This is a genomic window from Brucepastera parasyntrophica (genome assembly GCF_022376835.1).
Lineage (GTDB): Bacteria > Spirochaetota > Spirochaetia > Treponematales > Treponemataceae > Brucepastera > Brucepastera parasyntrophica.
On the sequence record NZ_CP084606.1, the window covers coordinates 2,969,308 to 2,983,273 of the forward strand.

At 44.8% G+C, this 13,966-nt stretch carries 15 protein-coding genes and 1 pseudogene; 8 read left to right on the plus strand and 8 right to left on the minus strand.

Going from position 1 to position 13,966, the window contains the following annotated elements:
* Nucleotides 1–46: 46 nt before the first annotated feature.
* Entirely contained in the window at nt 47–1,264 is a 1,218-nt protein-coding gene (locus tag K7I13_RS14275) for an Ig-like domain-containing protein (RefSeq protein ID WP_255946728.1), read from the minus strand.
* 294 nt (nt 1,265–1,558) lie between these two features.
* Between K7I13_RS14275 and K7I13_RS14280 the strand changes: the two genes are divergently transcribed.
* From K7I13_RS14280 to K7I13_RS14290, 3 genes are read left to right on the plus strand one after another with little or no spacing between them, the layout of a single operon-like run.
* The gene (locus K7I13_RS14280; protein ID WP_255946729.1) at nt 1,559–3,553 is read left to right on the plus strand and encodes a CHASE2 domain-containing protein; all 1,995 of its coding nucleotides are present in this window, start codon (nt 1,559–1,561) and stop codon (nt 3,551–3,553) included.
* Nucleotides 3,499–3,801: an adenylate/guanylate cyclase domain-containing protein gene (locus K7I13_RS14285; protein ID WP_255946730.1), complete on the plus strand. Its 303-nt coding sequence runs from the start codon at nt 3,499–3,501 to the stop codon at nt 3,799–3,801. Before K7I13_RS14280 ends, K7I13_RS14285 begins: the two co-directional genes overlap by 55 nt.
* Before the next feature lie 2 nt (nt 3,802–3,803).
* Complete coding sequence (locus tag K7I13_RS14290; protein ID WP_439647449.1) at nt 3,804–4,358, plus strand: adenylate/guanylate cyclase domain-containing protein; 555 nt, start codon at nt 3,804–3,806, stop codon at nt 4,356–4,358.
* A 39-nt stretch (nt 4,359–4,397) separates the two neighbouring features.
* Here the strand turns inward: K7I13_RS14290 and K7I13_RS14295 are convergent, their stop codons facing one another.
* The 4 genes and pseudogenes from K7I13_RS14295 to K7I13_RS15800 all read right to left on the minus strand — a co-directional run.
* Nucleotides 4,398–5,210: an ABC transporter permease gene (locus tag K7I13_RS14295; RefSeq protein WP_255946731.1), complete on the minus strand. Its 813-nt coding sequence runs from the start codon at nt 5,208–5,210 to the stop codon at nt 4,398–4,400.
* Nucleotides 5,211–5,214: 4 nt separating this feature from the next.
* On the minus strand, nt 5,215–6,027 hold the full coding sequence (locus K7I13_RS14300) for an ABC transporter permease (RefSeq protein WP_255946732.1): 813 nt from the start codon (nt 6,025–6,027) through the stop codon (nt 5,215–5,217).
* Complete coding sequence (locus K7I13_RS14305) at nt 6,024–6,536, minus strand: AAA family ATPase (RefSeq protein WP_369413765.1); 513 nt, start codon at nt 6,534–6,536, stop codon at nt 6,024–6,026. Before K7I13_RS14305 ends, K7I13_RS14300 begins: the two co-directional genes overlap by 4 nt.
* A pseudogene (locus K7I13_RS15800) lies at nt 6,531–7,132 on the minus strand (ATP-binding cassette domain-containing protein); the annotation flags it as partial. The pseudogene K7I13_RS15800 and the gene K7I13_RS14305, both read right to left, overlap by 6 nt.
* Between K7I13_RS15800 and K7I13_RS14315 the strand changes: the two are divergent.
* Nucleotides 7,122–7,742 carry a YigZ family protein gene (locus K7I13_RS14315; RefSeq protein WP_255946735.1) on the plus strand — a complete coding sequence of 207 codons (621 nt, stop codon included), beginning with the start codon at nt 7,122–7,124 and terminating at the stop codon, nt 7,740–7,742. The pseudogene K7I13_RS15800 and the gene K7I13_RS14315 sit on opposite strands and share 11 nt — an antisense overlap.
* On the opposite strand, the gene K7I13_RS14320 is transcribed toward K7I13_RS14315, so the two are convergent.
* Complete coding sequence (locus K7I13_RS14320) at nt 7,681–8,451, minus strand: metallophosphoesterase (protein WP_255946736.1); 771 nt, start codon at nt 8,449–8,451, stop codon at nt 7,681–7,683. The genes K7I13_RS14315 and K7I13_RS14320 overlap by 62 nt on opposite strands.
* A gap of 68 nt (nt 8,452–8,519) precedes the next feature.
* Nucleotides 8,520–9,257 carry a CAP domain-containing protein gene (locus K7I13_RS14325; protein WP_255946737.1) on the minus strand — a complete coding sequence of 246 codons (738 nt, stop codon included), beginning with the start codon at nt 9,255–9,257 and terminating at the stop codon, nt 8,520–8,522.
* Nucleotides 9,258–9,528: 271 nt separating this feature from the next.
* On the opposite strand from K7I13_RS14325, the gene K7I13_RS14330 reads away from it, so the two are divergent.
* The 3 genes from K7I13_RS14330 (at nt 9,529) to K7I13_RS14340 (ending at nt 10,907) form a co-directional block, all read left to right on the plus strand.
* Entirely contained in the window at nt 9,529–9,912 is a 384-nt protein-coding gene (locus tag K7I13_RS14330; RefSeq protein ID WP_255946738.1) for an NUDIX domain-containing protein, read from the plus strand.
* A gap of 170 nt (nt 9,913–10,082) precedes the next feature.
* Complete coding sequence (locus K7I13_RS14335) at nt 10,083–10,385, plus strand: Dabb family protein (RefSeq protein WP_255946739.1); 303 nt, start codon at nt 10,083–10,085, stop codon at nt 10,383–10,385.
* A 57-nt stretch (nt 10,386–10,442) separates the two neighbouring features.
* Nucleotides 10,443–10,907, plus strand: coding sequence for a DUF6062 family protein (locus tag K7I13_RS14340; protein WP_255946740.1), 465 nt, complete (start codon nt 10,443–10,445; stop codon nt 10,905–10,907).
* A 197-nt stretch (nt 10,908–11,104) separates the two neighbouring features.
* Here K7I13_RS14340 and spxB read toward each other — a convergent pair whose 3' ends face one another.
* Nucleotides 11,105–12,838, minus strand: a complete 1,734-nt coding sequence (gene spxB, locus K7I13_RS14345; RefSeq protein WP_255946741.1) for a pyruvate oxidase — start codon at nt 12,836–12,838, stop codon at nt 11,105–11,107.
* A gap of 350 nt (nt 12,839–13,188) precedes the next feature.
* Here spxB and K7I13_RS14350 point away from each other — a divergent pair, with 350 nt between their 5' ends.
* Complete coding sequence (locus tag K7I13_RS14350) at nt 13,189–13,845, plus strand: amino acid ABC transporter substrate-binding protein (protein WP_369413683.1); 657 nt, start codon at nt 13,189–13,191, stop codon at nt 13,843–13,845.
* Nucleotides 13,846–13,966 lie beyond the last annotated feature (121 nt).

The window sequence follows — 13,966 nt, forward strand, 5'->3', positions numbered from 1 at the left end:
AAATATCCGACTATCCCACTTGTCTGGGTTGGAGTGTAGTCTCCGTCTATATCATATACCAGAATAGAAATACGTTTATCTGAATCAATCCCCCATTTCCATTAGGACCTCCGCCGTATTCGTATCCGAATACATTTGTTACCAGAGGATAAATGAAATCGAATTTATCAGCCAGAAGCTGGGCCTGCGTCGCGTTTATTTTATCATCGTCAGTTACTCCGTCGGGTCCGTTGTAATACTCATCGGGAACCCAAATGTAACAGTTGTCTCCGACTGCCCGTACTATTGCCGTTATCTGTGTTTCTACGCCAGTATTGCTGTTTTCCACCCAAAAGCTTTTGCTGGCGCCGCTGGAATAGGAACGGGACGGGGTTACCGCTCTTTGAGTTTTTTCCTGCCGCTTGGGCAGAGGCTGGCTGCTGAAAGCTTCCGCTCCCGCATGATTGTACCGTATTATTCTTTCCCCGGAAGGCGCATGGAATGAATAAGACGCTGCGTTCCGGGTCATGGCAGAACCGGCCATTGATCCTGTGGAAGATGCTGCGACCGAAAGCGAGAGCGGGTTGCTCTTTACCAGAAACATTCGCTTGCCGGCGGCACCCTGGACTTCAACTGATGAATATCTGTCCACCCTGATAAGGGGAGAGGTGTCCGAATATGTATATACGGCCGTATCATCTACAGTCACGGTACAGGAGGCTGTCAGTGTACTGTCGGCAACAGAAGTTGCTGAAATTACTGTGCTGCCTCCGCTGACCGCGGTTACCATTCCCTGCTGATTCACCGTTGCAGCCTGAGTATTGCTGCTTGCCCAGGTAACTGAAGGATTGCTTGCGTCCGGAGGCAATACTGTGATGCCCAGCGTTTCCGAAACATCAAGTTTTAGTGTAAGTGCTGTTTTATTCAGAGCGACTGAGGTTACGGGAATATTTGTTACAGTCACTGTGCATGTTGCATATTTTGAACTGTCATCAGCTGATGCGGCCTTAACCACTGCAGTCCCGGTATTTACCGCGGTAACTGTTCCCTGCTTGTCAACAGTTACCGCGGCCCCGCTGCTTACGGACCATTTGATTCCGGTGTTTGTCGCATTTGCCGGAAGTGCTGTTGCGGTAAGTTGTTCCGTTGCATCAAGAGCCATATCCAGCGTTGTCCGGTCAAGTGTAACCGAAGTTACCGCTATGCTGCTGTCATTCATATTCTGACAGCCTGCCATTATTAGTATTAAAACAACCGGCAGTAATATACAGCCTGTTTTTTTCATTTCAAGTCTCCTTAAAGCGGAATCTTTTGTTACAGGAATATCAGTATCCCTATCGTCTGCAAAGCCTGAATATCTACTTTAATTAAGGAAACTTGGTATAATGAACTTGTTTGGTGAGGATAAAAGTATATCCGGCGGATTGGCCCCATGTCAGAAAACACAGACCAATGCATATCTGTTTTTTGTGGAGAAATATATCCGTCACTTAAGAATATACTAATAAAAGAACGTATTTCAAACTTTTTTTACTGCTTCCTGCATTTTTTCATGATACACTGTACACGGAGTAATATATTGAAGACCCTGCATACAGTGAAAGAATTTCTCAAAAAAAAGCTGGAATACTTTGTCGCGCTTATTTCATTTCTTTTGTTTTTTTTCCTGTCCCTGACAACCACGGGAAGAAAAATGGAATACGGTTTATATGATACCATGCTTGGTCTGAAGCCTGCCGTGTCCGAGCGGAAGGATATCCTGATGCTTGATATTGATGATCTGGCAATTGAGGAAATCGGAGCGTGGCCGTGGACCCGTGATATTATAGCGGACGTTCTGATCCGGCTGAAAGAGGCGGGCGGAAAAACTATTGTCTTCGATATTGAATATCTGTCTCCGTCCCAGACAGGTGTAAACCGTAATTATGTCAAAAATAATTTTCCGGAAGAATACGGCGCTGTTCAAAATGAAATAACCGGTTATGTTGATGAATTTGTTTCCGCTGTTTCTTCGCGCAGCATATCGCTTGACTATGTTCCTGAAGTCGGCTCGGAATTATCTTCTATTATCGCGGACAGTATGGCTATTCTCTCGGAATCAATTTCCGGCAATATTTTTCAGGATAATGATCTGTATTTCGGCAATGCGATCCGTTTCTTCGGCAATACCTGGCTTACTATTAATGCTGAAAAAGTAAACAGCGGAAATGAAGCTCAGCTTGCGGCGGATTATGCCCGGGAACACTTTCTTTTTACCAATGTTACCGATAAAAAAAATCTGATTGTCAGGGAAAATGATCTGACCCTGAAAGACAGCGATTATGAGCGGGGTATTACACCAGCCATCCTCCCCATTCTGAAAAATGCTGTCGGCGCCGGTTTCCCGAATGTTGTTATTGATGATGACGGTGTCCGCCGGCGCATTTCTCTTTTGACGGAATACGAGGGGGCCTATGTTGCCCAGCTTGTATTTGCTCCGGTTCTCGGCGCGCTCCAGCCTGACCGGATAATCAGGGAAGGGAACAGGCTGCTGCTGGTTAATGCGCTTGATCCGGCCGATATCGAATCAGGCAGACGGAAAGACATTTCAATCCCGCTTGATGAGGATGGGCGGTTTGTAATCAACTGGCTCAAAAAAAGATTCATTGACGCGGACGATCCGGAAAATCAGAGTTTCCGGCATTTGTCGGTATATGAATTTACGTATGCGGATGAGCTTGAAGATCAGCTTATAGAAATTCTTAATGATATACTTGCGTATGAAATCAAAAATGCGGAAGGGTATCTTTCCTATCACAACGCAGTCCAATGGCTGCTGGCTGAATATCACGATCTGCAGATATGGAAACAGCAGCTTCTGGAAAACAGCCGCTCTGATTATTTCCGTTACCTTTCTTCGCGGCAGGATTTTTTCCTGTCTTACGGCGAATTTCTTGACGGAGGATTTGATTCCGAAATATATGAAACCTTTGACTATTTCGCCGGTATTACCGGAAATGCCAGGTATACTATTCTGTCCGAAAATATACAAAACAATTTTGAATTTTACCGGCAGGTGTATAATGCCTACCAAACCCAGGACGCGTATCTTGCGGAAGAGTGCGGCGGCTCATTCTGCATAATCGGCTACACCGGACTCGGTACATCCGATCTCGGGATTAATCCCTTTGAAAAACTCTATCCGAATGTCGGAACGCACGCGAATATTTACAACACCATAATGACCGGTGAATTTATTTATACTCAGCCGCTCTGGCTGTCCTGGATTCTGGCGCTGTCTTTTTGCCTGATCAGTGCCGTTGTGTACCGGAAAGTGAAATCTCTTAAGGTACGCATATCTTTCGGGATATTGTCTTCATTGTTTGTCTTCTTCGGAATTGCCATTCTGTTTATGTTTTTCAGAATTTATATCCAGATGTTCGTTCCGCTTCTTTCAGTCTTTATTGCCTTTCTCGCTATTTCTATTCTCCGGTTTGTGTTCTCGGAAAAAGAAAAAGCTTTTTGCGGAAAGCTTTCACAATGTATCTGTCTTCAGATGTTGTCAATGAAATTGTTAATGACCCGGGCAGTCTGAAACTTGGCGGTCAGGAAAAACGGATTACCGCTTTTTTTACGGATATAGAAAGTTTTTCAACGCTGTCTGAAAAAGTTTCTCCGGAACATCTTGTATATATTCTTAACAGGTATTTGACGGTCATGAGCGATATTGTTCTTGAACAGCGCGGGACTATTGACAAATATATTGGAGATGCGATTGTTTCTTTTTTGGCGCGCCGCTTGATCTTCCCGACCATGCGGTCCACGCCTGCAAAGCTGCCCTGAAAATGAAAAAAGCCGAAGCTGAATTAAACAGCGCGATGATGGCCTCCGGTGACATCCCCATGGAAATACATACCCGCATCGGTATTAACACGGGGTCAATGGTTGTAGGGAATATGGGTACCGATAATAAAATGAACTATACTATTATGGGTAATGATGTAAACCTTGCCGCACGCCTTGAAGGCGTAAATAAACAGTACGGCACATGGATACTTGTTTCAGAAGAAACATGGAATGATACAGATAATATTTTTGCCGGCCGTAAACTCGATTTGGTCAGGGTCGTGGGAATAAATAAACCTGTACAATTATATAATATTCTTGATGTGTATTCGGACGCCCCGCCCAATGTATTGAAATTATGCGAGTATTTTAATCAGGCAGTGGATGCATACCAGAAACGGCAATTCAAGGAAGCCTACCTGTTATTTGATAAGTGTCTGAAATTGGATCCGGAAGACAAACCGTCGCGGATTTTCATTAACCGGATAAATACTCTGATTAAGGAAGGTATTCCGGAAAACTGGACCGGCGTAATAAACCTGACCAGCAAATAAACATTCCTCTGTTTCAGGAAAAAAAAGCTCCAGGTTCGTTTAATTCCCTGCGCTTTCATACACTGAAAGCCCCTTCTTCCAGGCAAGCAGCCCGATTATTATCCACAGCGCTCCCGCCGCGATGGTGCCGCCGATACAGAACAGGGAATTCTCACCGGTAAGCAGATACGAGGCCGGGTAATACGCAGTAAAAGCAAAAGGAATAATATAGGTAATAATTGTTTTGATAACTTCATTATAAATCGTTACCGGGTATTTTGAAAAATCGCTGGTCATATAAACCATGTGTAAAAGGCTTCCTGACCGTTTTGTTTTCAGCGCAATTGCTGCAAATGCAATTTTGATACCTGTATATATCATTGTGCCGCCCGCAATCGCAGCTATCCCGAGTACTATCTGTACACCGTTTAAACGCAGCGAAAGATTTGCGGAACTGACAATAATAAGGATAATTCCCGACAGGAGTTCCGCAAGTGCATCGGGTTCAAATCCTTCAAGGAATACATGGAAGAGGGGATTGATAGGACGCAGCAGATATTTATCGAAATTTCCGTTCCGGACAAGAAAGTAGGAAACCTTCCAAAGGTTATCGGCATACAGATGGTCTATTCCCCTTGGTATCTGGGAAAAGCCGTAGATGAATATTATTTGCTGCAAATTCCAGCCCTGCAATTCAGTGATATTCGAGAAAATAAGAAAAATAAAAACAAGATTGAGAATCTGTCTGAGCAAAAAAGCAACCGTGCCAATAAGAAAATCTCCGCGGTATTCGGCCAGCCGCTTGATAAACTGGGCGGTAAAGGCTTTGTACAGGCACAGGAACCGGCAAATGCCGGCATACAGTTTTTTCATGAATTTATCCGCCCTGTATTGTTAAATGGTTTATGGAAATGCGCCAGATGCATTTTGAAAGCAGCCAGAGAAGACATGCCCATGCAATCTGTACCAGTATCGCTGCCGCTATTTGCGGCCCGGAATATTTTGCAATATAAATCATTACCGGCGTAAAACGCATTGATGCAAAAGGCATTACTTCGAGAACGGTCCGGATCCATCCCGGGAAAAAAACAATGGGAATAAGACTGCCTGAAAGCAGATTGACAATTCCTTCCTTCAGTAGATTCAAACCCCAGATGTTTTTGAGAATAAAACAGATATATCCGAAACACAGGTCAAAGTAAAATTGGATAACAAAGCTTAATCCAGCACTCAGCAGGTATAGAAAAAAATATGCCGGTGAAAAAAGAATCAGACCTGTCCGGGTCCACCGGAAAACCTCCACACCGAAAAAGACCGGGACCAGAATTATACAAAAAATAATAATCTTTGAGCCGATTTCACCCGCCATAAAACTCAGGTTATAGCTGATCGGCTTTGTCAGCCGCATGGCAATTGAACCATCTATGATTTCTTCACCGACAGAATAGAGCGCGTCAGTGCCTGCAAGATATCCGGTAATGTTTGCCACGAATATATATGCTGTCATATCCAGCATGCTGAAGCCGTTTATTACTCCGTCAGGCGTAGCTAAAAAAACGGCTTTCCAAAGGAAATACATAACAAAAGTAAAAAATATTTCACCGATAGAAAATCCCAGAAAATTCCATTTATAGGCAAGCATTGACTGCATACCCGCGTTTGCGAACGGAACATAGGCCCGGATGTTCATATTTCCACCTGCTTCCTGTATACCCTGCGCAATATTTCTTCTATATCTATATCCTTAATCACAATGTCACTTACTGAAACAGCGGCCAGAATATTTGATAACATCTTAGGCACCGATATAATGCCTGTGTTAAAGCGGACCGTAAACTGGTTCCCTTCCTGCAAAACTTCCTGATCCCTGCTTGGTTTTAAATGCAGTTTATCTATATCAGAGGGGTCTGTCAGTACAAAAGAAATCTCGCGTACCTGTCCGAAAATTTCTTTAATGTGCGACATATCTCCATCAAAAACAATTTGTCCTTTGTCAATTAAAACAATACGTTTGCACAGAAGTTCAATGTCATTAAGGTCATGGGTTGTTAAAATGATTGTAGTATTTTCGGTACGGTTGATTTCCTGTATTGCCTTGCGGATATTGTCCTTTACAACAATATCAAGACCGATTGTCGGTTCATCGAGAAACAGTACTTTCGGATTATGAAGCATTGAGGCGGCAATATCAGCCCTCATCCGCTGTCCAAGTGAAAGCGTCCGTACAGGACTGGACATAAATGAATCCAGCTCGAGAACCCCGGTGAGAAACGCCATCCGTTTTTTAAAGTCGTCCGCAGGTATATTATAAATTTCCTTGAGAATGCTGTATGTTTCGGTAAGAGGTATGTCCCACCATAATTGTGTCCGCTGCCCAAACACAACACCGATTTCCCGGACATACTGCTTGCGTTCTTTTTGGGGATATATCCGTTAATTCTGCACACCCCGGAAGTCGGTGTGAGAATACCGGTAAGCATTTTAATGACAGTTGATTTTCCCGCCCCGTTCGGTCCGATAAAACCGAGAACTTCTCCCTCGTCAACCGAAAAGGAAATCGAATCGACCGCGCGGAATACTTCCGTTTTGGTATTAAAAAGAGACTGTATGCTGCCCAGCAAGCCCGTTTTTTTTATGGTTTTCTTAAAATCTTTAACCAGGTCTGTTACCTCGATCATATTTATGGAGTATAATAATTGTATATTTTTTATACAATCACTTTTTTGATGCAGCCGGTTTTCTGAGTCTTCCAGCTTTCGAACCCGGTTCAAAGGATATTCCTTCTTGTTTATCATTCGGAATCCTGCCGAGGCAGAAATAGAAGTAAAAAGGTCCCGGTTCCTTGCGGAAATTTTTCCTGTTAAAAACCAGGAGGAAGCCCGGCTGCTTTTAAAATCCCGGAAAGAAAAATACAGGGACGCCGCTCATGTAGTACACGCTTTTGTAATAGGAAAAGCCGGAGAAATCCTTGGCTGTTCGGATGACGGCGAACCATCCGGCACCGCCGGCCGGCCCGTGCTTGATGTTCTGAAAGGTTCAGGAATTACGGATATATTATTAATGGTGACCCGCTGGTTTGGAGGGATACTTCTTGGCACCGGCGGTCTGGTAAAAGCCTATGGTCTTGCTGCCAGGACTGTTCTGCTTGCCGCCGATATTACGGAACTGGTTCCAATGTGCGATTTTGAAGTAACTCTTCCTTATGCGGTTTTTGACCGTGTTCAGCTCGAAATCGCATCACGCGGAATAGAAATAACAGGAGAAGATTTCGGTACTGAAATTCATCTATGCGGAAAAATTGCTGTGTCCCGCGCGGATGACTTTTGTACATTTGTTCATGATATTACATCGGGCCGTTCGACTGTAATGTTATCAGAAGAAAATCGGAAGGAGCGCCTAACCTGAACCTCAGTATTCCGCTTCCTCCGTACCCGGCGCCATTTGAAATAACTACCGGGACCCCATCTTTGTAAACCGTTCCTGTCCGGTACTTTTGTCCGGTTCCACGCCCAAGCATGGGAGCATAGCTGAAAAAGGTTATCTGTCCTCCGTGGGTATGGCCCGCAAGCATTACATCAAACAGGGAAATATCGGCATATTCCGCATAATACGGATTGTGGGTCGCAAGGACCGTAAATCTGTCTTTGTCAATTATTTCATGGAAATATTTTAAAACAGGGAACACATCATTAAAGTCGCCAAACCCGGCTATAACAATATTCCTCGGCGTAATTATAAGGGATTCTTCCAGCACAACGATCCCGGCGTTTCTCAGGGTTTGAATGCTTTGCTTCCTGCCGTTATAAAAATCATGATTTCCGATAACCGCATATACTCCGTCCGGCGCGGATAACCTCGAGGCGGCTTCCGCAAACTCGTTAATTTCCCTTGTCCCCAGAGTATGGTCGCCTCCAAGAATAATACAGTCGGGCTTTGAAGCGTTAATCGCATCAATCAGTATTTCAAGCCGTTCCCGCGAAAAATTATTTTTAAAATGAATATCGGAAACAAAGACTATCCGGTACCCGTCCAGTTCCGCCGGAACTGCTTCATTGTTTATTGCGATTTCCCGGATCCTGTCAACTCCGGCGGGAGGAACCCCTGCACAGGACACAATACCCGGCAAAAGCAGGATTAAGGGTACAATTTTTTTACGAAAGCTGAAAACATACGTATGGACAATCAGTTATTTTTTCTGCCGGACAGCGCCTTTATTTGTTCTTCCAAATCAGGTTTTAAAACAAATCCGTCCGCATATTCAATTACACACATAATCACATAATTTTTATGAGGCCCGATGGCTACTCCTGCCTGAGTCAAATCTGCCTGCAGAATATTTTTCCTGTGCCCGCGGTCCGGAACATTATCATCTATCAACAGCTGTATGACAATTTCTTCTCCGGTATCCATGCCGTACATGATGTTTTCCGCAATTTTCTTAAAGCTTGAACCATACCTTCTTATTCTGGAAGTCGGAGTGCTTTTATCGGTTCCGTCATGTCCGATTGTGCCTGCCGATCCCTGATCAATCACATGGTCCATTGCGGCAAGACTCAAACCGGGGTCAGGAATTAATATTCCAAGAGGTGATGCTTTCATCAAAACCTCATAACATTCCTGCGCGGCCTTTACTCCTTCGGATGTCATAAAAATTTTTCCGCCGGGGAATTTCAGAAGTTTTCCGTCATAACAGGAAAGTCTGGGTTTAATGAAGTCCTCGGCAAATTGCGACGGATTACTGCGCGCCATATTCGTATACAGGATCACATCTTTTTCCACTGAACTGAGATATGTTACATTCCTGGCCGTGTCCAGTTCAGCAATATTCCATGCCGGAGAAGACTCGGTATCTTCCTGGGCATACAGTAGGAAAGCCGAGAAAAACAGCAATATGGCGGTTCGTATGATTTTACCTTTCATTCGGAATATCTCCTTAACAGCTCCGGTATTTACCGGCAGAAATGCAATTATACCGCCGGCCGGTATGGCTTCCGGGCGGAGCCTCTCGCCTGAAAATCCTTCTCCGAGTATACCATAATAATATACGGATTTGGGGATAGTTACGCAAAAATTTATGTAAAAAACATTCTTTTTCCATAAAAGTATTTGAAAAATACGGTCATTCCCTCTGGTATATGGTTCTTTCAATTTTTTGTGAAACAATATATTATGGTACCAGGGACAGCTTCAAATGAATGGAAAGACAGATTTAAGCATTAAAATTGACTCCGTACTTCTTAACATACGGGTCGCGGTGTTAATACATACCCAAAAGGGATATATTTTTGAACAGTGTACCAGCGGGTATTTTTTTCCTGTCGGTGGAAGGGTAAAAACCGGTGAACCGACTGAGGATGCTGCCCGGAGAGAGGTCTTTGAAGAACTCGGGCTTACAATGCCTCAGTGTAAATTGAATGCGGTTGTGGAAAATTTTTTTATATCGGACTCACGCGTTCCGTTTCATGAATTATGTTTTTTTATAAATGTGAATATGGGGAAGTCATTACTCTCCCGGAAAACTTTTACACCTTTGCGCCGCATGAAATACGGAGAAGAGATGTCCGTCCCCGGATAATAAACGATATACTTGAGGCGGAAAGCGATTCCGTACTCCACATTGTGCACAGGGAAAGCTGAAACACGGTTTCCGGACAATTCCTGTGTTCATATATTGAAACATAGTATATACTATAAGCCACTGTATTTTTGCTATGTGGCAAATAATTTACCATACGGAGAAAAATCATGTTACGGCATATTGTAATGTGGCAATTCAAGGAAGAAGCCGAGGGAAAAACCCGGGAAGAAAATTGCCGGATAGTAAAGGATTTGCTGGAGGCTTTGACCCCTGTTGTACCTTCCATCCGCAAACTGGAAGTAGGCATTAACGCCTATCCTTCAGACAGCTCGGCTGATCTGGTATTGATTTCCGAATTTGATTCAAAAGAAGGACTCGACGCATATGTAAAACATCCTGAACATCTCAGGGTGAACGATTATGTTTCAAAGGTCCGCTTAATGCGGACCGCGGTCGACTATATATATTAATGACGCCTCCGGGCGGCTGTTGCATTCTTCAAATCTCTGTCAAAGGGGACCGGCGTTATGGCTGAAAAACATGTAAATTACTTTGCCCTGGAAAAAAGCTGCCAGAAAAAAGGCTGCCCCCTGTGTACAATAGTTTCCGAGCGGTCCGTACGGTATATCGATAACATGCTTTTTGAACATGTTTCCGACCGGGGATTCAGGGCAAAATACCGCAACGCAGGCGGGTTCTGTGCCGCGCATTCCAAAAGCCTGGACTCCTTCCGGGACGGACTCGCTGTCGCAATTCTGAGTTATGATATACTTTCCCATGCGCTGCCCTTGCTGGAAAAAAAGCAGGTTCCGAAGTACAAGGGAACCTGCCCCGCCTGTGAGGAGACCGCGCGTATTGAACGGGAATTTTTGAGCTTTATTGCGGAAGACGCCGACGCCCACTTTATTTCTTTTTTACTGCTTCTGACGGACTCTGTGTTCCTCATTACGAAAAGCTCTTTTCAATTACAAAAAAAGTCCCCGCATGGCTGAAAGAATTCCAGGAAAAGAAATTTGAAAGCCTTCTGGAACGGACCCGGCAAATGATAGAGTTTTCCGCCTGGGGCAGGCAGGATGATTACGCAAAACTTTCTGAAGAAGATAAAGTTGTGTGGAAGGAAATCGCTCGTACTCTGCGCGGAACCATTGATTAAAAAACAGCCATTCCCAATAACGGGAATGGCCGGTCATTAAGCCCCTTTCAGCAATTCTTTCAATGTCGGCATTCCGGTGACTTCATATCGTTTTTTAAAAGCGTCAATTTCTTCTTTGCTGTATGTATCGGGATCAAGGATCATTGCTTCAGCAGGGAAGGGCCGGCTGTTTGCGATTTTTATATCAATCACTACAGGGGAGCCGGCTTTCCGGGCTTCATCAAAAACCTGCGGTAACTGGTCTCGTCTGGTAACCGTATATCCTTTCGCGCCCATAGCCTCCGCCGCTTTCGCGTAATCGGCGCCCGTAAGATCAACTCCGTATTTCGGCTGCTTAGTGTCTTCCTGTTCGGCGTCTATGAAGCCCAGTGAATCATTGGAAAATACAATATTGATTACCGGAAGTTTATATCTCACCTGAGTGATAATATCCTGCATCACCATTGCAAAAGCCCCGTCGCCGCTTAATGTAAAAACCTGTCTGCCGGGATAGCTCAGCTTTGCGGCAATTCCGCCGGGAACACCATATCCCATAGTCGCGAACAGTCCCGAAGTTGTAAACTGCTGTCCGTCCGCGTTCATATCAAGCAGGCGCACCGCATGAATTGTAGTATTTCCTACATCTGTAACAAATATGGCGTCTTTTTCCGCTACGCGGTTTATTTCCTTGAATACTGGTTCCGCCCGGAGCGGAATATCATCCCGGTCATCAAATCCGTGCAGCCAGGTCTTCCAGTTTTTCCTGTTCTGCCGGCAGGCTTCAAAAAATTTTGTGGAGGGCCTTTTTTTGCCTGTCGCGATCATTTGTTTTAAGGATTCCTTCGCGTCTCCGAGAATGGCAACATCGGTTTTATGCCGTTTTCCCAGCTTTGAAGAATCAATATCAATCTGGATAAACCGGGCGTTTTCCGGAAAGAAAAAGCGCGCAAAGGGGAAATCGCTGCCGGCAAAAACAATCAAATCGGCGGCCCTCAGCGCCTCGTTCGCGGGTTTTGATGAAAGCCGCGCGGCCATCCCCATAAAATTTTCCGTATCATCGGGAATAATACCTTTTGCCAGAACCGACAGAACAATGGGCATGGAAAAATATTCCGAAAAGGCCACAATCTCGTCCCGGGCTCTTCTTGCGCCCTGTCCGGCGTATAAAACGGGCCGCTCCGCTTCTCCGATCAGCCTTACCGCTTCCGCAATATCTTTTGCGTCCGGCATAAAAAGCCCCCTTCGGTGGCTTCCCGCCGCCGATACCTCTTTGTCCGGAATATCGACAAATCCGAAGTCAACAGGAATAGTTACGACAGCGACTCCGTTATATTCATATGCCCGCCGTATTGCCTCATCCACTACATGGGGCAGGCTTGCCGCAGTCATCACCGTACGGTTATACACACTGACATCAGTAAACATGGGATTTTCATTCAATTCCTGAAATGAATCATAATTCATTGCCGTTGTCGCAACCTGGCCGATCAGGGCAAGGACCGGTACATGGTCCATTTGGGCATCATACAAACCGTTAAACAAATGCGTTGCTCCCGGTCCGGCTGACCCGAAACAAACCCCGATTTTTCCGGTCAATTTTGCGTCTGCGGAAGCCGCAATAGCTCCGACTTCTTCATGGCGGACCTGTATATACCGTATAGTCTGCCGTTCCTCATACAGGGCATCCATAGTCGAATTAATTGAACCTCCGGGGATCCCGTAAATGTGATCGATCCCCCAGCTTTCCAAAACCTTCATCATAGCCAGTCCCGATTTAATCATCCCTGACATACTGATCTCCTTTCGCTGAAACAGCAGTTTAGAAATAAACTATTTTATATATGATAAAATATACTGAAAAAAAAGGAAAAAGCTTTTCTCCGTCAGGTATTCGCGGATTTTTACCTTATTCGCGGCGAGGGTATTGCATTATATAGTGCGTTTACAAAACAGGAAAAAGAAGCTATCATAGCCCAAGAGGAGTTAATCATGAAAAAAATTATTGGTATCACAGGCTGTATTCTTCTGGCCTCGCTGATTGTTGTTTCCTGCGCAAAAAAGGAAGACAGCGGAGACAAATCCCTGCAAACTGTAATGGAAAAAAAAGTGTTTGTAATGGGACTGGATGATTCCTTCCCCCAATGGGCTTCCGGGATGAAAACAATGAGATTGTCGGGTATGATGTGGATCTGGCTAAAGAAGTTGCAAGCCGCATGGGCGTTGAGCTCAAGCTTCAGCCTATTGACTGGAACGCAAAGGAACAGGAACTTAATACAGGAAAAATTGACTGTATATGGAACGGTTTTACCATGACCCCCGAACGGGAAAAGGTTATTCTGTTTACTGAACCCTATCTGAAAAATGCCCAGGTTGTGGTTGTCCGCGGAGACTCAGGCTATGCTACGCTTGCCGACCTCGCAGGTAAAACTGTCGGTCTCCAGGCCGGTTCTTCCGCTTCAGACGCCCTTGACGGTGCGGTCGAATTCAAAGCCAGCCTGAAAAGAGTTGTGGAATTCAAGGACAATCTGACAGCTCTGATGGATCTGGAAATCAAGGGCGTTGACGCCGTTGTAATGGATCTTATGGTTGCGAATGATAATATTAACCGCTCCGGAAAGAACTATGTTATTCTTGATGAATCCCTTGCTCCCGAAAATTATGGTATCGGTTTCCGCAAAAATGATGCGGCCCTTATGAACAAGGTCCAGGAAACCCTCGATGCTATGGCTGCCGATGGTACCATCGCACCGATCGCTGTAAAGTGGTTCGGCGCCGATATCTCCATTATCGGAAAATAGCCGGTTTTGAATCCGGTCCGGCTTTTATGCCGGTCCGGACCGTTCCTTATTGAATTCTGTCCCGTTTCACCGAAACGGGACAGAAAAAAGAAGCGTTTCATAAGCAGCCGTCTTACCGGAA